This is a genomic window from Streptomyces sp. NRRL WC-3605, from assembly GCF_001509795.1.
Lineage (GTDB): Bacteria > Actinomycetota > Actinomycetes > Streptomycetales > Streptomycetaceae > Streptomyces > Streptomyces viridochromogenes.
Map to the genome: position 1 here is coordinate 20872 of NZ_LLZN01000045.1, position 22139 is coordinate 43010.

At 72.6% G+C, this 22139-nt stretch carries 15 protein-coding genes; 4 read left to right on the top strand and 11 right to left on the bottom strand.

The window, feature by feature from the left end; genetic code table 11:
- Positions 1-141: 141 nt before the first annotated feature.
- Both eccB and eccD read right to left on the bottom strand, forming a co-directional pair.
- Positions 142-1704: a type VII secretion protein EccB gene (gene eccB / locus ADL34_RS10175; RefSeq protein ID WP_062672671.1), complete on the bottom strand. Its 1563-nt coding sequence runs from the start codon at positions 1702-1704 to the stop codon at positions 142-144.
- A 40-nt stretch (positions 1705-1744) separates the two neighbouring features.
- Complete coding sequence (gene eccD / locus ADL34_RS10180; RefSeq protein WP_062672669.1) at positions 1745-3151, bottom strand: type VII secretion integral membrane protein EccD; 1407 nt, start codon at positions 3149-3151, stop codon at positions 1745-1747.
- Positions 3152-3602: 451 nt separating this feature from the next.
- Between eccD and eccCa the strand changes: the two genes are divergently transcribed.
- Positions 3603-7595: a type VII secretion protein EccCa gene (gene eccCa, locus ADL34_RS10185; RefSeq protein WP_062672668.1), complete on the top strand. Its 3993-nt coding sequence runs from the start codon at positions 3603-3605 to the stop codon at positions 7593-7595.
- Positions 7596-7653: 58 nt separating this feature from the next.
- Here eccCa and ADL34_RS10190 read toward each other — a convergent pair whose 3' ends face one another.
- The 5 genes from ADL34_RS10190 to ADL34_RS37215 form a co-directional block, all read right to left on the bottom strand.
- Positions 7654-8877, bottom strand: coding sequence for a S8 family serine peptidase (locus ADL34_RS10190; protein ID WP_062672665.1), 1224 nt, complete (start codon positions 8875-8877; stop codon positions 7654-7656).
- Complete coding sequence (locus ADL34_RS10195; protein ID WP_062672663.1) at positions 8874-12188, bottom strand: right-handed parallel beta-helix repeat-containing protein; 3315 nt, start codon at positions 12186-12188, stop codon at positions 8874-8876. The genes ADL34_RS10190 and ADL34_RS10195 overlap by 4 nt, the downstream gene beginning before the upstream one ends.
- 151 nt (positions 12189-12339) lie before the next feature.
- The gene (locus tag ADL34_RS10200; RefSeq protein WP_063892279.1) at positions 12340-13542 is read right to left on the bottom strand and encodes a ricin-type beta-trefoil lectin domain protein; all 1203 of its coding nucleotides are present in this window, start codon (positions 13540-13542) and stop codon (positions 12340-12342) included.
- Positions 13539-14285: a type VII secretion system-associated protein gene (locus ADL34_RS10205; RefSeq protein WP_107115733.1), complete on the bottom strand. Its 747-nt coding sequence runs from the start codon at positions 14283-14285 to the stop codon at positions 13539-13541. Before ADL34_RS10205 ends, ADL34_RS10200 begins: the two co-directional genes overlap by 4 nt.
- Positions 14286-14882: 597 nt before the next feature.
- On the bottom strand, positions 14883-15188 hold the full coding sequence (locus ADL34_RS37215; protein ID WP_420714277.1) for a hypothetical protein: 306 nt from the start codon (positions 15186-15188) through the stop codon (positions 14883-14885).
- A 28-nt stretch (positions 15189-15216) separates the two neighbouring features.
- Between ADL34_RS37215 and ADL34_RS37220 the strand changes: the two genes are divergently transcribed.
- The 3 genes from ADL34_RS37220 (at position 15217) to ppk2 (ending at position 17274) form a co-directional block, all read left to right on the top strand.
- Positions 15217-15900 (top strand): hypothetical protein, encoded by a 684-nt coding sequence (locus ADL34_RS37220; protein WP_420714276.1) that lies wholly within the window; start codon positions 15217-15219, stop codon positions 15898-15900.
- A gap of 115 nt (positions 15901-16015) precedes the next feature.
- Positions 16016-16258, top strand: a complete 243-nt coding sequence (locus ADL34_RS10215; protein WP_062672661.1) for a DUF6411 family protein — start codon at positions 16016-16018, stop codon at positions 16256-16258.
- Positions 16259-16302: 44 nt separating this feature from the next.
- The gene (gene ppk2 / locus ADL34_RS10220; RefSeq protein ID WP_062672659.1) at positions 16303-17274 is read left to right on the top strand and encodes a polyphosphate kinase 2; all 972 of its coding nucleotides are present in this window, start codon (positions 16303-16305) and stop codon (positions 17272-17274) included.
- A gap of 74 nt (positions 17275-17348) precedes the next feature.
- On the opposite strand, the gene ADL34_RS10225 is transcribed toward ppk2, so the two are convergent.
- The 4 genes from ADL34_RS10225 to ADL34_RS10240 form a co-directional block, all read right to left on the bottom strand.
- On the bottom strand, positions 17349-17741 hold the full coding sequence (locus ADL34_RS10225) for a hypothetical protein (RefSeq protein ID WP_062672657.1): 393 nt from the start codon (positions 17739-17741) through the stop codon (positions 17349-17351).
- A 211-nt stretch (positions 17742-17952) separates the two neighbouring features.
- Positions 17953-18963 carry a LacI family DNA-binding transcriptional regulator gene (locus ADL34_RS10230; RefSeq protein WP_062672655.1) on the bottom strand — a complete coding sequence of 337 codons (1011 nt, stop codon included), beginning with the start codon at positions 18961-18963 and terminating at the stop codon, positions 17953-17955.
- 32 nt (positions 18964-18995) lie between these two features.
- Complete coding sequence (yicI, locus tag ADL34_RS10235) at positions 18996-21278, bottom strand: alpha-xylosidase (protein ID WP_062672652.1); 2283 nt, start codon at positions 21276-21278, stop codon at positions 18996-18998.
- A gap of 61 nt (positions 21279-21339) precedes the next feature.
- Positions 21340-22125: a carbohydrate ABC transporter permease gene (locus tag ADL34_RS10240; protein ID WP_062672719.1), complete on the bottom strand. Its 786-nt coding sequence runs from the start codon at positions 22123-22125 to the stop codon at positions 21340-21342.
- Positions 22126-22139: the final 14 nt, after the last annotated feature.

The window sequence follows — 22139 nt, forward strand, 5'->3', positions numbered from 1 at the left end:
GCTTTCTTTGAGGTTTCCACCGTGGGCCGTTCCCCGACGGCTCGGACGTACTTCACACCGTCCGGCGACGACTTTGGCTCAATACTTCTGTCGCCCCCACCCTTTTCCTTTCATCGGCGCCGAATGCACTTCTTGCCGCGATCAGCGCGAGGTGTCCGCCTTGTCCCCGGCGGCGCTCGCCCCGCCCGGTTTCCGCTCCGGGGACGGAGAGCACCGCGGAGCCGTCACCGTGGGCTCGACGACGCCCGACGCGGCGGCCGCGTCGAGGTCCGCGCCGGTCGGGAGAGCCGCGAGCAGCGGCGCCGGGACGGAGGCGATGTCCGCGGCCTCGTAACCGAGCGCGGCCAGCGCCTTCTTCGACGGGACGCGGTATTTGACGCCGTTCTCCGCCACCAGGTAGCTCGTCCCGGCGTGGGCGGCGCCGCTGGCGTTCAGGGCGCGGACCAGGGCGCCCCGGCCGGGCCGGACCACCGTGGCGTCGGTCGGGACGCAGGCCGGCTTCAGCGGCTGGGCGGTGCCCTCCGACACCGCGACCGGGGCCAGACGGGTCAGCTGCACGAGTACCGACCTGATCCGGACGCCGCCGTCGTCGCCGTCGACCTGTGCGCACAGCGCGGTGCCGCGCGGCGCGGACTGCGGGACGGGCGGTGCGTCGGGCAGGTCCGGGGAGGCGGCGGCCTCCGCTGTGGCCCGGTGCTCACGCAGCGCGTCGGCGCCCACCGTGCGCACCTCGGGCGAGCGCCCCTCGTAGGCGTCCTTCTGGGTGGCCGGGTCGCCCAGGACCAGGGCGGCGCCGAGCCGGGTCAGCGGCACCAGGCCGTCCTTGCGCAGCAGGTGGTAGGTGCTGTCGCCGCCGGGGACGCTGACTTTGAACAGCTGGCCGATCCGGGTGGCCTCCCCGCCGAGTTCGGGGCCGGCCGCACCGCGCCCCTCGACGGCGGGCGGCTTCAGGACGGGACCTGGGGCCAGCGCGTCGAGGAAGGCTGCCGAGACCGGCATCGGCCGCACGGATCCGTAGCCGAGGGCGTTGCGGGCGTCCGACGCGCGGTCCAACGGCAGCCGGCTGCCCCTCCAGACCAGGTACTCGGTGTCGTCGGGCCCCTTGACCAGCACTCCGCGACCGCCGCCGACACCCGTGGAATCCAGCGGCGCCCCGGCCACCAGGGTGGTCGCGCCCGGCTTCTCCACGCCGGTGCTCGCGACGGCGCCGGAGGTGTCCGGCAGCGCGCCGCCCGGGCCCGTGACGCACATGTGCCAGGCACCGTCGTCGAGCCGGCCGGGATCGGGCACGGTGTCGGGGGCGCCGGGGATGCCTGCCGGGGCGCCCACCGGGACGTCGCCCAGGGACGCCGAGGAGACGTCCACGGACTCCAGGTCGGAGCCGCCGATGAGGCGAGCGGAGGCGTAGTTGCGGACCGGGTGCAGCACGCCGTCGGTGGTGGTCCACAGGTAGCGCGCGCCGGTGTCGCGGTTGACCACGAGGTGCGCCTCGTCGCGCCAGGCGTCGTTGCCGCCGGGGCGCAGCAGGCCGTAGACGGTGGCGCCGGCGCCGATCAGGACGGTGACGAGCACGCCGAAGACCACGCCGCGTGTGGTGCGTCCCAGCGGGCTCTCCGGAGCGTCCGGGTCGGCCATCAGCAGGCCCGAACTGAGCCTGCCCATCATGAAGGTGTGGGCGTGTACCTGGTCCCGTTTGGACTGCACGGCCTCTCCTAGTCGTTCTCGTGCCGGAGTGCGGTGGGGCTCAGCCGAACAGGCCGCGCAGCCAGCCGAAGAGGCCCGCCACCCACAGGCTGAGCGGCAGCAGCGCCACCGCGATCCCGGTGTGCGCCACCTCCGCGGCCCGGCCCCAGTACGGCAGCATCCGGCGGCCGGGCACCGTCCAGGCGGCGATCACCAGCGCGGCGGCCACGCCGAGCAGGACCGCGAAGACCACCAGGCGCCCGTCGCCCTCGCTGTCCACCGCCCAGCTGCGGGCGAGCAGCAGCAGCCCCCAGATTCCCGGCACCGCGAGGGTCAGCCGCTGACCGATGTGCACCAGACCCCGGGAGTGCAGGAGCAGCAGCAGGCTCAGTGCGAGCGCCGTCAGCACCTCCGGCAGGTTCGGGTGCTCGGCGAGGACGACCAGGGCTCCCGCCACGATGACGCCGGTGACGGCGAAGAGCGCGGTGACCCAGCGTCCGGCCAGTTCGGTGCGTTCGGCGACGTCGCCGCCCGCGTAGGGCTCGATGCCTTCCTGGAGCTGGCTGGCGGAGGAGGGCAGGGCGGGCATCCGCATCCCGGCCAGCTTGAAGGCGAACGGTGCCACCGCCCCGGCCGCGAGCACGAACACCGTGGCGACCAGGGCCGCCGCGGCCGGCACGTGCAGGTCCGTGTAGCCGATGAGGGCACCGGCGATCGCGAGGGCCACCGACACGACCGCGGTGCCCAGCAGGGCCGGGGCGCCGACCGCGGTGGCGGCCAGCGCGAGGACGGCGCCGCCCGCTCCGGCCGCGCCCGCCGCGAGCAGCCGCGCGCCCGCGACCTGCGCCGCGTCCGGGCCGGTCAGGTCGCCGCCGGGCAGCACCCAGCCGGCCAGCGCCAGGCAGGGCGCGACCAGCAGGCCGAGCGCGGTCGCGGACAGCCGGTCGCCGACCGCGCGGCTGGCGGTGCCCGCGCCGGCGAGCAGCAGGAGCCCCACCACGGCGGCGCAGGCGGCCCTGATCGAACCGGAGCCGGCCACTCCCGGCCAGAACACCAGCACCAGCGCCGCCGTGACCGTCGCCACCGTGGCGCCCACGAGCAGTCCGCGGGCCGCCTCCGGATGCCAGGTGTGCAGCCTGCGGCCCGCGGTGTCGGCTATGCCGTCCACCAGGTCGTCGAGCCGGGCCTCGGGCAGGGTCTCGGTGTGGGGGCGCAGGTAGAGCACGTCCCCGTCGGCGAGGCCGGCCCGCGCGAGGGTCGTCTCCTCGTCGAGGGGCGCGTCGCCCAGCCTCTGGAGCGCCCAGCCCGCGTGGTCGAGTCCGGCCTCCTCGGCCTCCTCGCCGACATAACGCAGCAGCGTGGGCAGCAGATCGGCGACGGGCACGTCGGCGGGCACGGCCAGATCGACGGAGACGCTCGGCGCACGTACGGTGAGGCGGCACAGTTCGGCCACCGCGCTGTCGGTCATCAGCTGAACTCTCGTCTTCCGTGGGGGTTTTGACAGGAGGACTTCCCCGCGAACGGGACAGTGCGAAGAGTACGGAAGGTCCGTACGGGCCCGAACAGGGGGGTCGGACACGGCAATTGCGTCCGCGGGACCGGCAACCACCGGCCCCGCGTGGACAGGTCGCGTTTCGTGAATGCACACTACTGCCTACGCTCGCCGGAACGGGCTGGAGACCGGGCTGCCTGTCCGGTATGCAGTCGAATGGTGGGAGAGCGGACCGTTTCCTGCTTTCCGCTCACATCGTTCATCCGGCGTTCACCGCGTACCCGGGTCCCCGGAAATGAGCGGTGCGGTCTTTCCGGCTACCGGTGGTCCCGGTATTCGGCGCGGGCCGGAAAGCCAGTGAAACCGGAGGTTCTGTTCCTTGAGTGTGGTGCTGTTTCGCCGGCCGGCGCGCAGGCGCGGTCCCGAGATGCCCGAAGGGCAATTGACCCTCCAGGAGCCGCCGGTCCTCGCCGAGACGGTGCCCGACACCTCGGCGATATGGACCTATCTGCCGATGGCGCTGATGTCGGTGTCGATGATGCTGATGTTCCTGCGCCCGGGAGGCGGCAACGGCGTCTTCATCTACCTCGCGATGGGCGTCATGGCGCTGTCCGCGGGCGCGATGCTCCTTGGCCAGCTGATGCGCCGCTCCAGCGAGCGCAAGCACCGTCTGAAGGGCGAACGCCGCGACTACCTCCGCTATCTGGCGCAGATCCGCAAGCGGGTCCGGTCGACCATCGTGGAACAGCAGCGGGCGCTCGCCTGGCGCCACCCGGAGCCGTCCTCCCTGCGTTCGCTGGCGCGTACGTCACGGCTGTGGGAGCGCCGCCCGGCCGACGAGGACTTCGGCGAGGTCCGTCTCGCGGTCGGTGAGCAGCAGCTCGCCCTCACGCTCAACCCGGTGTCCACCCGCCCCGTGGAGGACCTCGAACCGCTCTGCGCGCACGCCCTGCGCCGCTTCGTCCGCGCCTACTCGACGATTCCCGAGCAGCCCCTCGGTCTCTACCTGCGGTCCTCGGCGCGCGTGCTGCTGCGCCCCGAGACGGCACCGGGCGAGGAGTCCGCGGCCTCGTCGTCGGCGTCCGAGGGCGCCGGCGACGAAGCCGTACGCGCTCTGCTGCGGGCCGCTCTCGGCCAGCTCGCCGTGTTCCACGCGCCTGAGGAGCTGTGGATCGGGCTCTGCGTGAGCGACGAGCGGCGGGCCGACTGGGAGTGGGTGAAGTGGCTGCCGCACGCCCTGCATCCGCACGAGGAGGACGGCGCCGGGCAGGTCCGCCGGATCACGTCCGACCTCACCGAGCTGGACGACCTGCTCGGCGCCGAGTTCGCCGAGCGCCCCGGCTTCGACCCGGACGCCCGGCCGGGCCGTGACGAGCCGTACACCGTGGTCGTGCTCGACGGCGTCACCGTCCCCGAGGGGCACCGCTGGGAGGGCCACGGCTACCGCAACGCGGTCGTGCTGGACGTCTCCGGCGCGTTGCGCTGGCGGCCCGGCCGCAACACGCTGCGGCTGACCGTCGGGCCGGACCAGGTGAACCTGGTCCGCACCGACCGCAGCCGCAAGGAGCGCTCGGTGCCGCTCGGCCGGCCGGACCGGCTCGGCCCGCTCGGCGCGGAGTCGCTGGCGCGGCTGCTCGCCTCGCGCCGCATGAGTCTGGGCACCGACATCGCGCAGCCGCTGGACAGCGACGTGGAGCTGACCACGCTGCTCGGCATCCCCGATCTGCACCGGCACGACACCAAGGCCCTGTTCGCCCGGCACACGGGCTCCGCACGGCTGCGGGTGCCGATAGCGGTCGGCGTCGACGGCCGCCCGGTGGAACTGGACATCAAGGAGTCGGCGCAGGGCGGCATGGGCCCGCACGGCATGCTCATCGGCGCCACCGGATCCGGCAAGAGCGAGCTTCTGCGCACGCTCGTCCTGGGCCTCGCCCTGACGAACTCCTCGGAGACCCTGAACTTCGTCCTGGTCGACTTCAAGGGCGGCGCCACCTTCCTCGGCCTGGAGGAGCTGCCGCACACGTCCGCCGTCATCACCAACCTCGCCGACGAGGTCGCGCTGGTGGAGCGTATGCAGGACGCGCTGCACGGCGAGCTCATCCGCCGTCAGGAACTCCTGCGGGCCGCCGGCAACTACACCTCCGCCCTGGAGTACGAACGCGCCCGGGCGGGCGGCGCCGGCCTCACCCCGCTGCCCAGCCTGTTCGTGGTGGTCGACGAGTTCAGCGAACTCCTGTCGGCGCACCGCGAGTTCATGGACCTGTTCGTGATGATCGGCCGCCTCGGCCGCTCCCTCGGTGTGCATCTGCTGCTGGCCTCGCAGCGTCTGGACGAGGGCCGGATGCACCAGCTGGAGAGCCACCTGTCGTACCGGATCGGCCTGCGCACGTTCTCCGCCATGGAGAGCCGGGGTGTGCTCGGTGTGCCGGACGCCTACGAGCTGCCCGCCCAGCCGGGCAGCGGCTACCTCAAGTCGGGTGTGGAGGCGCTGACGCGCTTCCGTGCCGCCTACTCCTCCGGCACCTACCGCCGTCGCACCGGCGCCGTCGTGCAGGCCCGGGTGGCCAGCCAGGTGGTGCCGTGGACCAGCGGCTGGGTGGTGCCCCGCACGCTCGACCCCGCGCCCGTAACGGAGCCGGAGGCCGAGGAGGGCGGCGACGAGGAGACCCTGCTGGACGTCGCCCTGGACCGGCTGCGCGACTCGGGTCCCGCCGCCCACCAGGTGTGGCTGCCGCCGCTGGACGAGCCGTCTCCGCTCGACGCCCTGCTGCCCGGCATCGCCCCCGACCCCGAGCGCGGCCTCAGCGCCGCGGGCTGGTCCGGCACGGGCCGGCTGCGGGTCCCGGTCGGCCTGGTCGACAAGCCCTTCGAGCAGCGTCGCGACCCCCTGGTCGTGGACCTGTCGGGGGCCGGCGGCCACGTCGCCATCGCGGGCGGGTCGCAGAGCGGCAAGTCCACCCTGGCCCGCACCCTGATCGCGGCGCTCGCCCTCACCCACACCCCGGCCGAGATCCAGTTCTACTGCCTGGACTTCGGTGGCGGCGGCCTCTCCCAGTTCGCCGCGCTCCCCCACGTCGGCGGCGTCGCCGCGCGGCTCAACCCGGAACGGGTGCACCGGGCGGTCGCCGAGGTCATGACGCTGCTCGCCCGCCGCGAGCAGTTCTTCGTCGACCACACCATCGACTCCATGCAGTCCTACCGACGGCGCCGCGCCGCGGGTGAGTTCCCCGACGAGCCGTTCGGCGACGTGTTCATGGTGGTCGACGGCTGGTCCACGGTCCGCCAGGACTACGACGACCTGGTGCCGAAGTTCAACGAACTGGCCGCGCGGGGCCTGAACTACGGCATCCATCTGCTGATCACCACCACCCGCTGGGTCGAACTCTCCGCGCAGGTCCGCGACCAGGCGGCGACCCGCCTGGAGCTGCGCATGGGTGATCCGATGGACTCGGAGATCGACACCCGCAAGGCGCGCTCGGTGCCCCGCAGCGGGGGCCGGGGCATCACCGCCGACAGCAAGATGCACTTCCTCGCCGGCCTGCCCCGGCTGGACGGCAGCGGCTCCCTCGACGACCTCGGAGACGGAGTCGCCCACCTGGTCGGCGAGGTGGCCAGGCACTGGCCGGGCCCGGCCGCCCCGCAGGTCCGGATGCTGCCGCACCGGCTGCCGCTCGCCGAACTCCCGGCGCCCGAGCCGACCGAGGGCGGCGGTATGCGGCTCCCCCTCGGCATCGACCAGGACGCCCTGGAACCGGTGTGGCACGACTTCAGCCGTACTCCGCACCTGATCGTCGTCGGGGACACGGAGAGCGGCAAGACCAATCTGCTGCGCCGGATCACCGCGGGCATCACCGCCCGCTACGCCCCGCACGAGGCGAAGATCATCGCGGTGGACTACCGGCGCACCCTGGTGGACGGCATCCCGGAGGAGTACCGCATCGGGCACGTCATCTCCCTGGACAACCTCAAGGAGACCGTCGACGGTGCCGCCCGCGCGATGAAGACCCGCGTCCCCGGAGCGGACATCGCCCCCGCCCGGATGCGTGCCTGCGACTGGTGGTCGGGTCCGCGGCTGTTCATCCTGGTCGACGACTACGACATGGTCTCGGGCAACTCGTTCCAGAGCCCCTTCGAGCCGCTCTTCGAGCATCTGACGCTCGGTTTCGAGATGGGTCTGCACCTCGTCGTCGCCCGGAGTGCCATGGGCGCGGGCCGGGGTCTGAGCGACGCCCTCATCCGCCGGATGGACGAGGCGAACAACCCCGCGATCCTGCTCTCCTGCCCGCCCACGGAGGGCCGTCTCTTCGGCAACGCCAAGCCCGTGAACCTGCCGCCGGGCCGGGCCCTCCACATCGCCCGCCGCAAGGCGCGGTTGATGCAGACCGCGTTGGTCGAGCCGGCAGCCGGACAGGAGGGCTGAGGCACGACGGCGGGGGCCACTCGGTGGCCCCCGCCGTCGCCGTACCGCGTCCGGACCGTCAGTCCCGGGTCGCTCCCCCGTCGCCGGCCCGTGCCGGGCGCCAGCCGCGGGCGCGAGCCCGGGGCAGGGCGAAAGCGGCCCACAGGACGGCCAGGACGGCGCCGGAGCCGAGCAGGACCAAGAGCGTGGCCCGGTCGGTGGCGGAGTCGGCATCCGATGTGTCACGGACGACGACACGTTCCGCGGCGTGGTCGCCGGCGGCGGGTGCCTCCGCATCGCCGAGGACCGTGGTCACGGCGGCGTACGCGTCCAGCTGCGGGATGCCTGCGGGGTACGCGGTCGCGGTCAGCCGGTGGTTGACGGCCTCGGGCGAGTCGTCCGGGTGGGCGGCGCGCACCACCGCGGCGGCCCCGGCGGCAAAGGCGGCGGCGACCGAGGCGCCGGCTCCCAGGTAGTGGCCGTCACCGCGCGGGCCACCGGAGACCACCCCGGCCCCGGGGGCGGCCAGGTCGATGCCCGTGGTGGGCAGGGCCCGCTCCGGGCGGAGGCCGCCGGGGAGCATGTCGGCGACGGAGAGGACCCCGGGTTCCCCGGCCGGCCAGTACACCCGGGGCGGGATCGCGTCGACGTCGCCCCGCGTCGGCGGGTCGGGGGTCGCCGCGGCGACGACGACGGCGCCCGCGCGGCGGGCGTCCGCGACGGCACGGCTCAGGTCCTTGTCCCGGCGCGGCAGGGCCACCGTGACGGCGATGACGTCGGCCCCGGCCTCGGTCGCCGCACGTACCGCCGCCGCGACGAGCGCCGCATCCGCCCGGCCGCGCGTGTCCGTGCCCCGCAGGGCGAGGATGCGCGCGCCTGGGGCGACTCCGATGAGACGGGCGTCCCTACCGGCGATCAGCCCGGCCAGGAACGTGCCGTGCCCCACGCAGTCCTCGGCGGCAGCGCCCTTGGCGGTGACACGGCCGTCCAGGCCGTCGGCGTCGGGGGCCACGCCGGTGTCGATCAGGGCGACGGTCGCCCCCGCGCCGATGCCGTGCCCGTGCGTCCGGTCCAGGTCGAGGCGCTGACGGGACCAGTCCTGCCTCCTCGCCCTCTCCCGCGAGGGGGCGGTGCATGCGGCGTCCGCGTCGAGCGCGGACGGCATCGCCGGCAGTTCCTGGCCCTTCGTCCCGTCGGCCACAGGGGGCCCCGAGCGGGGCGCCGGGTGCGCGGTGACGGCCGTGGGCAGCAGCAGTGCGGCGGCGAGGCCGGCGCCGGACAGCAGACGGGCGGCGGGCCTCACAGTCCGGCCGCCTTCGGGGCGGCTGCCACGTCCTCAGGAAGGAGGATGCGCAGGTCGTCCAGGGTCGGCGCGGCCAGTGAACTGAGCCGCCCCGCCTGACGGGTGACCATCGACTCGAGCACCTGCCGGGCCAGCCGGGCATTGCCGAACGAGCGGTCCCGGGGCAGCGCGTCGAAGTACGACTTGAGCACCGGGCCGGTGCCCGGTCCGCACTCGTAGCCCATGCTCGCGGCCTGGGCGCGCACGATGGTGACCAGCTCCTCGGAGGAGTAGTCGGCGAAGGTGATCCGGCGCGGGAAGCGGGAGGACAGACCCGGGTTGGAGGCCAGGAAGCGTTCCATCTCGTCGGTGTAGCCGGCGACGATGACGACCACCTCGTCGCGGTGGTCCTCCATCAGCTTCAGCAGGGTGTCCACGGCCTCCTGGCCGAAGTCGGCGCCGCCGCCCTGCGGGGTGAGGGTGTACGCCTCGTCGATGAACAGCACACCACCGCGGGCCCGTTCGAAGACCTCGCGCGTGAGCTGCGCGGTGTGCCCGATGTAGCGCCCGACGAGGTCGGCGCGGGCCGCCTCCACCAGCTGGCCCCGCTGCAGGATGCCGAGCTGGGTCAGGATCTCGCCGTAGAGGCGGGCCACGGTGGTCTTGCCCGTGCCGGGCGGACCCGTGAAGACCAGATGGTGGCTCAGGGAGGGGACCGGCAGCCCGGCGGCGGCGCGGTGGCGGGCCGTGGTGATGAGGTTGACCAGATCCGCGACGTCGCGCTTGACCTCGGCCAGACCGATCATGTCGCCGAGGCGGGTCAGCGGGTCGTCCTGCGGGGTGCCGGTCTCGGCGGCCTTCGCGGCGGCGGCGGCCGACACGTCCTCCGGCAGCAGCAGTCTCAGGTCGTGCTCGCCGACCTGGGCCTGCGCGGCGAGCCGGACCGCCTGCCGGTCCACCATCTCCTCGAACACCCCGCGCGCCGCACGGCCGTTGCCGAACCCGGCGTCCCTGGGCATCGCCTCGAAGTGCGCCGCGAGCGCCTGCGCGGTGCCCTCGCCCAGCTCGTACTGGTGCTGGGCGCACATGTTCTCCATGATGGCGACCAGTTCGGGCACGGAGTAGTTCTCGAACTCGACGGTCCGGGAGAAGCGTGAGGCCAGACCGGGGTTGGAACCGAGGAAGGACTCCATCTCGCGGGAGTACCCGGCCGCGACCACGACCACGTCGTCGCGGTGGTCCTCCATCAGCTTCAGCAGCGTGTCGACCGCCTCCCGGCCGAAGTCCGCGCCGCCGTTGCCGCTGTCCGCGGTGAGGGTGTAGGCCTCGTCGATGAACAGGACGCCACCGAGGGCCCGTTGGAAGGTCTCGGTGGTCTTGATCGCGGTGCCGCCGACGACCTGCGCCACCAGGTCGGCGCGGGAGACCTCCACGAGGTGGCCGCTGCGCAGGGAGCCCAGTTCCGCCAGGATCGCCCCGTAGAGGCGGGCGACGGTGGTCTTGCCGGTGCCCGGCGGACCGGCGAAGATCAGATGTCTGCTCATCGGCGGCGCGGACATGCCGAGCTGCTCGCGGCGCTGAGCGAGCTGGGTCAGGTTGACCAGGGTGCCGACCTGCTGTTTGACGTTCTCCAGGCCGATCAGCGCGTTGAGAGCGCCGAGCGGGCCGTCCACGCGGTCCGGCGCGGGCCCGTCCGCGGCGCCGGATCCGGCCGGGTCGGTGTTCTCGGCGCTGCCGCTGCCCCAGGCGTCCCGCTTGCCGTTCCCGGTGCTCTTCAGGCCGTCCACGGCGAGCCGTTCGCCCGGGGTCGTCTGGACGAGCCCGCCGCCCTCGTTCTCCCGGGCGAGGCAGTTCACGAGGGAGACCGGCGCGGTGGACTCCACCCGGAAGCCGTCCTGGGCCCCGCCGGAGACCTCGCAGCCGCTGAGCGAGGCGAGCGCCCCTTCCCGGAGCAGGAATCCGTGCCCCTGCGGCGCGTGGACCGTGGTGCGGTTGGCGGTCAGCTCGCCGCCCGCGGCGACCACCACACCGTCCTCACCGGACACCTCGACGCGGAAGTCCCGGACGGTGACGTTGCCACCGTCCTCCACGATCAGGCCGCTGGTGGCCGTGTCGGAGACGCCGCCGCCGGCCAGGTAGAGGGTGCTGCCGGCGGCCACGCGGACGCCCGCGCCCTTCGGCCGGACGATCTCGCAGTCCTCGGCCCTGCCGCGGGCGTCCTTGCCCGCCGCGATGCCGTCTCCGGAGGGCTCCACGAGACGGGCCCGGCGCAGCAGCGGGTTGGCCCCGCCGCGCACCGATATCGCGGGCGAGCCGCCGATCACCTCCAGGCGGTCCAGCTCCGGCGCCGAGTCCTCCTCCAGCAGCAGTCCCGTCTGCTCGCAGTCACGGACCGTGAGACCGGTCAGCGCCGGGGACGCGGCGCCCGCCACCCGGAGCGCCGTGCCCTGAGCGCCGTCGACCCAGCAGTCCTCGAAGGTGCCGCGGGCCCGGTCGGTGATGACGACGCCCTGGCCCCGGGTCCGCGAGACACGGCAGCGGCGCAGCACCGGATCGGTGCCCCCGGCCAGCGCGATCCCGTTCCCGGAGGCCCCGGTGACCCGGACGTCCTCCAGCGTCGTACGGCCCGCGCTGCTCAGGTGCACTCCGGTGCTGGTGTCGTGCACGACGGTCCGCACCACCGTGAGGGAGCAGTTCTGCTCCAGGGCGATGGACGGCTTGTCCGTGGAGGAGATGTCGCAGTCCTCGACGCTGCCGGTGGAGTCGCCGTTGGCGAGCAGGCCGTTGCCGCGTGCGGCCCGTACCGTGCAGCCGCGCAGCCGCGCCTCCCCCTGTTCGGCGAGGACGACTCCGCTGGTGCCCAGGTGCTCGAACGTGCAGGACTCCACGGTGGTCGGAGTCGTCGAGGTGACGACGACGCCCGCGCCCTGGGGGTTGCTCACCCGGCAGTCCCGCAGCGCCAGGGAGCCGGTGCCCCCGGCCAGGACCGCGGTCCACGCGGCGCCGACGATCTCGCAGCCGTCGAGCGCGGCCTGCCCGCGCCGTACGTCCACGGCGGGCAGCTCGGCGTCACCGCCGCGCAGGGACAGTTCGGAGAGCATGACGGCGTCGGCGCGCAGGGCGAGGACGCTGCCCGAACGTGGCCGGATCTCCACCGTGCCCCGGCCTTCGGCGGCGGTGAGGGTGACCCGGGTGTGGATCACCAGGTTCTCCGCGTACGTCCCGGGCCGGACGCTGATCAGCGCGCCGGTACGGGCAGCCGCGAGTGCCTCACCGATCGTCCGGTAGCGGTCCCGCTCCCCGGGACCGACCGTCAGTACCTGGCGCGACACGCACCAACCTCCTTGTGGGACAACGTTCTCAGCGGGTGTCCCCGGTCGTCGGGGACGGTGTCGGCGAGCCGACGGTGCCATCATGCCCCGCCGCCGGGGCGGCCGGGGGGCCGGGAGCGACGCTCTCGGCCGGAAGGCCTCGGGAGCGCGGTCAGACGCTCCACTTCTGGTTGTCGGTGCCGGCGCACGTCCACAGTTGCAGCCAGGCGCCGTTGCCCCGGTTGTTGTCCTTGATGTCGACGCACTTGCCGACGACGGTGTTGACCAGGTCGTGGCGCTCGTTCAGGACGAACTTCTGGGCCGCGTTGCCACTGCACCGGGCGATCTGGATCGGGGTGCCGTCGTTGTAGTTCGCGTTGGCCACGTCCAGGCACAGGCCCTGGATGCGCAGGGTGCCGTCGGAGGCGAACTGCCACTTCTGGGCGACGCCGTTGTTGCAGTCCCACACGAACAGCTTCTTGCCGTCGCCGAAGTCGGCGTTCGGTACGTCGAGGCAGCGTCCGGAGAGGTGGCTGCGTATCGAGACGGGGGCGCTGAAGGTGACGCCCGAGCCGGTGTTCCTGGGCTGGTCGGCCCGGTCACCTCCGGATGTCTTCCCGCCGCCACTCGACTTGGCGGGTTCGTCCTTCTTGCCCGTGCCGTCGTCGGGCCGTTCCTTCGTGCCGCCGTCCTGCTTCGGCGTCTCCTTGCCCGAGTCCTGCGCCGCGGACCCGCCGGGGGTCTGCTTCACGGGCTTGTCGGGCTTGCCGGAGCTCTTCCCGCCGTGGTCGGGGGCGGCGGTGTCGGGCTTGGTCACCACGAAGTCGCCCGGCGCCTCCTGCGCGCCGCCACCGAGGACGGTCCCTCCCCCCTGTGCGGCCTTGGCGTCCTTGTCGTCGCCTCCGGTGAGCACGAGGAAGGGCACGGACACGAGCAGTGCCCCGGCGACCGCGGCCCCGGCCAGCGCCGCCTTGCCCGGCCGCCCCACGGTGGCGACCTGCTGCTGCGGCCGGTCGATGGCGGTCGCGGTCATCGTCCGTACCAGCGCGGGGAGCCGGCTCTTGGCCTCGGCGGCGGCGCCGGATTCGGAGTCCGACTCGGAGTCCGGCTCGGCCTCGGTCCCAGGCCGGCCGGGAGCGGATCCCGCCGCGGGAACGCCGGTCGTGGCACCGGCCTCGGCCGCCGTCTCCTCGGTCGCGGAACTGGCCGTCGACGCCTCAGACGTCGCCGTGCCGCCCTCGCCCGGGACGTGGGCGGTCTCCGCCTCGGGCCGGGGGTCCGGCTGTGCGGCGGTGGCCGCCGGGGCCGTCTCCTCGGCGGCGGAGCCGGACGTCACCTGCGCGGAGGCGGCGGTGGGCTGGACGGGACGCGTCACGGGGTCCTCCCTGTGGTGTGGGGCCAGGGTTCAGAGGAACGGTGGGGCTCGGCCCCGTGGGGAGCCGGGCGCGCCCGCTCGGCGTCCGGTTCGGGTCCGGGTAAGGCGTCCAGGAGCCTGTCCAGCGGGACGAGTAGGGGTGCCGCGGCGCCGGCGTTGACCATCAGCTGCGCGCCGGAGCCGTGCAGTGACCGGGCGAGTTCTTCCGCCGGGACCCTGTCATGGCGAAGTGCCGCGGACATGAACGCGTGTTCCGCCGAGGTGAACGAGAGGATCACCGGCACCCCGTCCAGACCGGCCGCCGTCAGCGGCCCGCCGTCCGGTCCGCGCACCACCGTGATCTCCGCTCGGGCGAGCGCCGCGATCGCCTCGTCCACCGAGCCGTATCCGGTGGCGGCCCGCTGTGCGGCCGCGTCCACCGGGTCGGTGGGCTCCGGCCAGCCGAGCACCCTCGCGGAGGGCCGGTAGTCCGGGTTCGGGCGGTAGTCCCCGACGTCCCCGCTCTCGTCGGACTGCCACTCTCCCATCACCGCCCATGCGGGGGGCGTGCGGTCCTGGGTCCAGTCGGGGTCCACCATCCCGATCCAGTGGCCGGGCGCCCGGCGGGCCGCGTCCCGCACCGCCTCGGGTATCTCGGGGCTGTCGGTGGCCCCTGCCGCGTCGGAGCCTGACGACTGCGCGGGCCCCGGCCCGGAGCCGGCGGGCACGTCGGGCCCACCCTCCAGCCGTTGTCCGGGCCGCATCTCCACCTGAACTCTTCGGTCGGTACGAACACTTGGATGCCGTCGTCGGCCCGCTCGCGCGCCGACGATGATCAGATCAGGAGCCCCAGGATGCCACACGAGAATCGCCCGTTGTGGGGCGGGCACGGTCCGAATCGCCTGCCCACGTGCCCGTTTGAAGCCCGGGTCGGGAACTTTCCGGGAGCACCGAGGCGTGAGCGGACAAAGTGACGGGGGAGTTGGGAGGGGTGGTCGGCCGATCACCGTGCATTCGGGCTAAGTTGGGCCGCACGGGAAGACCTCTTGGCTCGGGAGGGCGCCGGATCGGCCTGCGGCCGCCACCGCGGCGGGCCGGTGCCCCTCGATGACCGGGACCGGGCTTCACACCGGTCCGCCCCGGCGCGGCGCGCGCGACCGACGTCCGCCGGGCTTCCCGGAGTTCGTCCAGCCGACCACTGCACGGGCCCCGGCCACAACCGACAGCTCCGCCACCGAGGAGGAGTACCGCATGTCCCCCCAACACCCCACCCCCGACGCGAACGCGGAGGCGGCCGCCACCCGCGCAGGGGGCACGGGTTCACCGTCCACGCCCTCCGCGCCGGAACAGCCGGCACCGAGTCAAGGCTCCGCCATGGAGCCCGAGCCCGGGAACACCGGGCAGGAATCCGGGACCGAAGGGGCGAAGTCGCCGACCGGGACCGGGCCGGACGAGCGGCAGGCCCGAGGCGCGGGCGGGGAGGCCGGCGCCGAGACGGCGCAGTCCCAGAGCGCCGCGGGCGGAACGGCAAAGACGAAGAGCACCACCTCCGGGACGGCGGAGACCGCAAGCACCACCGCCCCGGCATCACCGTCGGCGACGAGCACGTCCACCGCGTCACCCGAGACACGCGCCGCCGTGGCCGCGGCCGCGGCCGTGGGAACCATGCCGCCGAACGCCAGGACGAGTACCGGTGTGGGAAGCGGACGCCCCCGCAAGCCGATCCTCGCGGGAGCGGCGGTGGCCGGGGCCGCCCTGATCGCCATACCGCTGCTGCTCACCGGCAGCGCGAAGGACGACGGGCCTCCCGACTCCGCAAAAGGGCTGGCCGCGGGAGGTTCCGACACCGTCCTGAACCCGACGTCCGCCCCCGCCGCCCTCGACGACTACGTGGCCGAGAAGCCCAGTCCGTCCCCGAAGAAGACGAAGGCGACGAAGAGCGCGCCGGCGAAGCTCGCCCCACCGCCCGCCGCGCCCACGACGAAGTCCAGCCCCAGCGGCGAACAGGACTCCAAGCCCAAGGCGAAGCCGAAGCCGAAGGCGACGCCGAAGCCGAACTGGAGCACCGAGACCGTCCACGCGCCCAGCGTCCTGGAGGTCAACCAGGCATGGACCACCAACCGCATCCGGATGGTCATGCAGACCGACGGCAACCTGGTCGTCTACAACGAGCAGCGCAAGCCCATCTGGGCGTCCATGACCTTCGGCGCGAACCACCGGGCGATCTTCCAGCCGGACGGCAACCTGGTCATCCACAATGGCGAGGACCGCCCCATCTGGGCCTCTCAGACCTGGGGCCACGAAGGTGCCCAGCTGGTCCTGCGCGCCGACGCCAAGGTGGTCATCGTGCAGCACGGCGGAGTGCTCTGGTCGACGTGACCCCTGCACGTCGGCGGAGCGCCCGGCGACGGGGTCCGCGCTGCGCCGCGGGGCACTTTCACATAGGTCGGGCCATCCGGGGCATCCGGGGCCTACCAGCGAAAGGAGCTCCACCATGATGGTTGTCGGCGTGATCGCCGTATGTGTCGTCCTGGCCGTCCTCGCGTTCTTCGTCCCCCGCCTGTCCCGGCACCCCGAGCGCGGCACGCAGCGGACGCTCGGCGCCGGAGCGCGGGCCGGCGGGAAGGCGCCCGGCCCGCTCGGCCGGCTCTTCAGCAAGCCGTTCCACAGCAGCTCGCGCGCGGTGGGCCGCAGCGGTTCGGCCGGTCGCCGGTTCCGCGGCCGCATGCCCTTCTGACCGGATGCGTGAACGAGCGGAGCAGCGCACGAGCGGGGAGCCGGATGACCGACCCTGAGGACGAGGCCAGGCTGCTGGCCGGCCTGACCGTGGACGCCAGTCGGCGGGAGCAGCCGATCGTGCTGGACGCGGACGGGCGCCCCCTCCGCACCTGGAGGGAGAACTATCCGTACGACCGCAAGGTGAGCCGCAAGGACTACGAGCGGACCAAGCGCATTCTGCAGATCGAGATGCTCAAGCTCCAGCGGTGGGTCAAGGAGACCGGCGCACGACTGGTCGTCGTGTGCGAGGGGCGCGACGCGGCCGGCAAGGGTGGCACGATCCAGCGGCTCACCGAGCGGCTCAATCCACGCGGCGCGCGCGTGGTCGCCCTGGACAAGCCCACCGAGCACGAAGCGGGACAGTGGTACTTCCAGCGGTACGTCGCACAACTGCCGACCGCCGGGGAGATCGTCTTCTTCGACCGCTCCTGGTACAACCGGGCCGGCGTCGAGCGGGTGATGGGGTTCTGCTCCAAGGACGAGTACGAGCTGTTCCTCGACCAGTGCCCGACCTTCGAGCGGATGCTGGTCGCCGACGGCGTCCTGCTCGTCAAGTTCTGGTTCTCCGTCTCCCGCTCCGAGCAGCGCACCCGCTTCGCGATCCGGCAGATCGACCCGGTGCGCCAGTGGAAGCTCTCCCCCACCGACCTGGCGTCGCTGGACCTCTGGGACGACTACACGGAGGCGAAGATCGACATGTTCCGCGCGACGGACACGGAACACGCCCCCTGGACGGTCGTCAAGAGCAACGACAAGCGGCGCGCACGGCTGGAGACCATGCGCAGTCTGCTGGCCCGCATCGACTACGCCCGCAAGGACGTCGACGCGGTCGGCACACCCGACCCCCTCATCGTCGGCGCCGCGGACACCCTGCTGGAGGCCGGAGAGGAGGCCAGCACCCTGTCACCCACACCCCTGTTCCCCGGCGCCGAGGGGCCGGGGAAGCATCCCGAGGGGCGGCATGACTCACGGTAGTCGGCCTCATGTCGACGCGGGCTTGACCACCGGACGGCCCACCGGGGGGTCGTCACCTACGGCGGTGCGTCACCTCAGGCCGGAAGGCACGACGGGACGTCGGCGGTGGACGAGACGACCTCGGCCTGGAGCCAGCCGCTCGTGGGGTAGCCGTTCACGGTCGTGACGACGAGGTAGAAGATCCCGTCGCCGACCGGGCTCTGCACGGTGCACGCGGCGGAGACGTCGGTGCCGCCGGTCAGGGGCGCGATGACCTCGGCGTTGTTCTGGGGGGCGGCGAGGAGGTTCGACGTCTCGACCCCGACCTGCGGGAGCGTGTCCGCCCCGCCCAGGCCCCCGCGCCCCACGGTGTGATTCGTACCGGTGACGTGCCCGGTGCCGGTCAGGATCTGCCCGCACGACTGGTTGTTGTTGCTGTTGTTGTTCCCCAGGATGGCGATGGCGCAGGGACCGTGGTCCTCCAGCATTGCGTCGCCATCATGGCCGCTGACTGGTGACGGGGCGTGACGGGAAGCTCGCCCGGATGGCTCAGACGGCCTTCCCTGGCGGCCAGTTGGGCGAGCTTCCCTGTTCCGGGTCAGGGTCTCCGGCGGCCGGTCGCCGTGTCCGGGGGCCAGGGTCGGCGTCCGGCTCCGCTCCGCCGACGAGACCCGCTGACCCTCACGCGACGAGTGGGTGTCACCCCACTGAGGGCGCCGTCGTGGCCCGGTGGGCCAGCACCGCGGGGAGCATTGTCGTCTCGGGGACGTCGTCGCGCCCGGCGAGCTTGGCCATCAGAAGGTCCACCGCGCGGGTGCCGATCTCGGCCGAGGGGATCGAGACGGACGAGATCGGCACCGGCGCCTGCTCCGCGGTCTCGTCGGGGCAGATCGCGACGACCGACAGGTCCTGTGGGACGCGTAGGCCCATCGTCTGGAACGCCGCGATCAGGGGCTGGGTGACCGGCTCGTTGTGGATGACCACGCCGGACAGTTCCGGCTGCTCGTGCAGCAGTTGCTCGGCCATGGCCTGGGCGGCCGCCGGGGTCTCCGGGCAGGGGTGGACGGAGGAGCACAGGCCGAGACGGTCGGCGGCGGCCGTGAATCCGGAGGCGACGCGGCGGGCGAAGCCGGTGCCCCGGACGTACACCTCCGGGGGCGAGCCGACCAGGGCGACGGTCCGGTGGCCGAGCGATGCGAGGTGTTCCACGCACGCTTCGCCGGCCGCCGCGAAGTCCAGGTCTATACAGGTCAGTCCGGCGGGGTCGGAGGGGAAGCCGATCAGGACGGACGGCTGCTCCAGGCCGCGCAGCAGGGGCAGCCGACGGTCGTCCATCTCGACGTCCATGATGATGAACGCGTCCGCCATGCGGCTCCGGGCGACCCGGTCGATGCCCTCCTCCCCCTCGTTGTGCGTGAGGAGGAGGACGTCGTGGTCGTGCTCCCGGGCGGCGGTGGCCACGGAGGTGGCGAACTGCATCACCACGGGCATGTGCATGCCCTTGCGGAGGGGCAGGACGAGGCCGATCACCTGTGACCTGCTGCTGGCCAGGGACCGGGCCCCGGCGTGTGCCCGGTAGCCCAGTTCCCGGATGCTGTCCTCTATGCGGCGGCGCGTCTCCTCGGAGATCGGTCTCTTGCCGCTGAGGGCGTAACTGACGGTGCTGGGCGACACGTTGGCGTGCCGCGCCACGTCAGTGATCTTGACCATGCGTGTACCTTCTCGAGTCCCGGTGTGCCTCATCATCCTCGGGCATCGGAGAGCGGCAGGGCGAGGACGGCCGTACCGGCCGCGGCGCGGGCCGAGGGGCCACCGGCCACCTCGACGCCCCAGGGCAGGGAGGCGTCGGAGATCTCTGCCCGCAGCGTGTCGCCTTCGCGCACGACGGTGATCTCGGTGGCGGCCATGCCGTCCTCGCGGGGGATGCGCACCGTGGTGCGGGAGCCGTCGGCGGGCTCGAAGACCCGGACGGTCACGTCGTCCGCCCACGGGTAGTCGGGGCGGTCATCGACCGAGCCGACGGGGATCGCTGAACCGGGGCGGGCCAGCAGCGGGAGGCTGAGGTAGTCGTGGGTCTCACGCACCCAGCGCGGGCCGGTGACCTGCTCGCCGGTCGTGAAGTGGGTCCAGGTGCCCTCGGGCACGTAGTACGACACCTCGCCGTCCTCCGAGAACACCGGTGCGACGAGCAGGTCCCCGCCGAGCATGTACTGGCGCTCCAGCGAGGCGCAGGCCGGGTCGTCCGGGAACTCCAGCAGCATGGCCCGCATCATGGGGACGCCCTCGGTGTGGGCCTGGTGGGCGGCGCCGTAGAGGTAGGGCATGAGGCTGAGCTTGAGCTTGGTGAAGTGGCGCAGGACGTCCACGGCCTCCTCGTCGAACAGCCACGGCACGCGGTAGGAGGAGGAGCCGTGCAGGCGGCTGTGCGAGGAGAGCATGCCGAAGGCGGTCCAGCGCTTGAAGAGGCCGGCGTCGGGCAGGCCCTCGAACCCGCCGATGTCGTGGCTCCAGTAGCCGAAGCCGGACAGGCCGAGCGAGAGACCGCCGCGCAGGGACTCCGCCATCGACTCATAGGTCGACTCGCAGTCGCCGCCCCAGTGCACGGGGAACTGCTGGCCGCCGGCCGTGGCGGAGCGGGCGAAGACGACCGCCTCGCCCTCGCCGCGGTGCTTGCGCAGCACGTCGAAGACGGTCCTGTTGAAGAGCTGGGTGTAGTAGTTGTGCATCCGCTCCGGGTCGGAGCCGTCGAAGTACGCGACGTCGGTGGGCACGCGCTCGCCGAAGTCGGTCTTGAAGCAGTCGACGCCCATGTCGAGGAGCGCTTCGAGCTTGGCGGCGTACCAGGCGCAGGCGTCGGGGTTGGTGAAGTCGACCAGGGCCATGCCGGGCTGCCACAGGTCCCACTGCCAGACTCCGCCGTCGGGGCGCTTGAGGAGGTAGCCGGCCGCCTTGCCCTCGGCGAAGAGCGGGGAGCGCTGGGCGATGTAGGGGTTGATCCACACGCAGATGTGCAGGTCCCGTTCCTTGAGTCGGCGCAGCATTCCCTCGGGGTCGGGGAAGACGCGCGGGTCCCACTCGAAGTCGCACCAGTTGAGCTCGCGCATCCAGAAGCAGTCGAAGTGGAAGGCGGACAGCGGGAGATCGCGTTCGGCCATGCCCTCGACGAAGCCGGTGACGGTCTGTTCGTCGTAGGAGGTGGTGAAGGAGGTGGTCAGCCACAGCCCGAACGACCAGGCGGGCGGGAGCGCGGGCCGGCCGGTCAGGGCCGTGTACTTGCGCAGGATCTCCTTCGGCGTGGGGCCGTGGATGACGTAGTACTGCAACTGCTGGCGCTCCGCGCTGAACTGCACGCGCGACACCTGCTCGGAGGCGACCTCGAAGGAGACCTTGCCGGGGTCGTCGACGAAGACGCCGTATCCGGCGTCGGTCAGGTAGAACGGGATATTCTTGTAGGACTGTTCGCTGCTGGTGCCGCCGTCGGCGTTCCAGATGTCGACGCTCTGTCCGTTCCTGACGAGCGGGCCGAAGCGCTCGCCGAGTCCGTAGACGGACGTGCCGACGGCCAGCCGGAGCTGCTCGCGGATGTGGTGCTCGCCGTCGGCGGTCTCCATCAGAGCCATGGCCTTGACGTCGCTGCTGGTCAGCGTGCGTCCGTCCGCCTGGAACTCCATGCGCCAGCCGCCGTCGAGGCGGAAGCGGACGCTCAGGTCGCCGGAGGTGAGGACGGCCTGCTCCTCGTCGACGGCCACGACCGGGTCGTGCGGCTCGTGGTGCAGTTCGAAGTGGGGGCCGGTGTCGAGGCCGCCCTCGAAGTGCGTGATGCGCACGCCGATGACGCCGGGCATGGGCGCGGTGCAGTCGACGGTGATGAGCGGTCCTTTGAGCAGGTCGCCGCGGTGCCGGATGTGCTGGGTGGGGGCGTGGACCCGGAGCGTTCCGGGCCCCGGGACGGCATCGAGGACCTCGGCCGGATACGCCGCCGTGATGCCTTCGCGCAGCAGCCAGTACCCGTTGGTGAACTTCATCGTCGATGCCTTTCCCGGTGGGCGGCCACCGGCGTTCTCGGTACGTGCGGGAGGGGAGGGGTCACTTCACGGCGCCGACGGCGATGCCTCGCGTCAGGGTCCGCTGGAAGAGCAGGAAGAAGACGATCGCGGGCAGGGCGCCGAGCAGGCCGGCGGCGTTGGTCATCGTCGCGTCCATCAGACGCTGGCCCTGGAGGACGCCGAGCGCCACCGAGACGGTCTGGTTGTCGTTCGACGGCAGCATGACCAGGGGCAGCAGGAATTCGTTCCAGGTCCAGATGAAGAAGAACACCAGCAGGACGCCGAGGGTGGGCCGGCTGACCGGGACCACCATGCGCCACAGGATCTGCCAGCTGTTGGCGCCGTCGATCCTCGCCGCCTCGATGATCTCCCTCGGGAAGGCCCCGAGCACGGAGGACAGCAGGTAGGTGCCGAAGGCCGCCTGTACGACGCTGAAGACGATGATCAGGCTCAGCCTCGTGTCGTACAGGCCCACTTCCTTGGACAGGTAGTACAGCGGGTAGACGAGGGCTTCCTGCGGCAGCACGTTGGCCAGGACGAAGAAGGCCAGGAAGTACGCCTTGCCCTTGATGCGGCCGATGCCGATCGCGTACGCGTTGAGGACGGAGAGGATGACGCCGAAGACGGCGACCGATCCTGAGATCACGACCGAGTTCAGCAGGGTGTTTCCGAAGTCGACCCGGGTCCAGAAGTCCTTGAGGCCGTCCAGGTAGAGGCCGTGGGGCAGGGACAGCGGGCCGTTCGCGGAGTACTCGGCGGGTGACTTCAGCGCGTTGACGAGGACGATGAGGAGCGGCAGCACCATGAAGACCGCGCCGAGGGACATCGCCGCCAGCACCG

Bases quoted from the DNA above. Each gene is read 5' to 3' on its own strand.
- eccD (WP_062672669.1), bottom strand. From the start codon at position 3,151: ATGACCGACAGCGCGGTGGCCGAACTGTGCCGCCTCACCGTACGTGCG.
- eccCa (WP_062672668.1), top strand. From the start codon at position 3,603: ATGCCCGAAGGGCAATTGACCCTCCAGGAGCCGCCGGTCCTCGCCGAG.
- ADL34_RS10205 (WP_107115733.1), bottom strand. From the start codon at position 14,285: ATGCGGCCCGGACAACGGCTGGAGGGTGGGCCCGACGTGCCCGCCGGC.
- ADL34_RS37215 (WP_420714277.1), bottom strand. From the start codon at position 15,188: ATGGTTCCCACGGCCGCGGCCGCGGCCACGGCGGCGCGTGTCTCGGGT.
- ADL34_RS10215 (WP_062672661.1), top strand. From the start codon at position 16,016: ATGATGGTTGTCGGCGTGATCGCCGTATGTGTCGTCCTGGCCGTCCTC.
- ppk2 (WP_062672659.1), top strand. From the start codon at position 16,303: ATGACCGACCCTGAGGACGAGGCCAGGCTGCTGGCCGGCCTGACCGTG.
- ADL34_RS10225 (WP_062672657.1), bottom strand. From the start codon at position 17,741: ATGCTGGAGGACCACGGTCCCTGCGCCATCGCCATCCTGGGGAACAAC.
- ADL34_RS10230 (WP_062672655.1), bottom strand. From the start codon at position 18,963: ATGGTCAAGATCACTGACGTGGCGCGGCACGCCAACGTGTCGCCCAGC.
- yicI (WP_062672652.1), bottom strand. From the start codon at position 21,278: ATGAAGTTCACCAACGGGTACTGGCTGCTGCGCGAAGGCATCACGGCG.
- ADL34_RS10240 (WP_062672719.1), bottom strand. From the start codon at position 22,125: ATGTCCCTCGGCGCGGTCTTCATGGTGCTGCCGCTCCTCATCGTCCTC.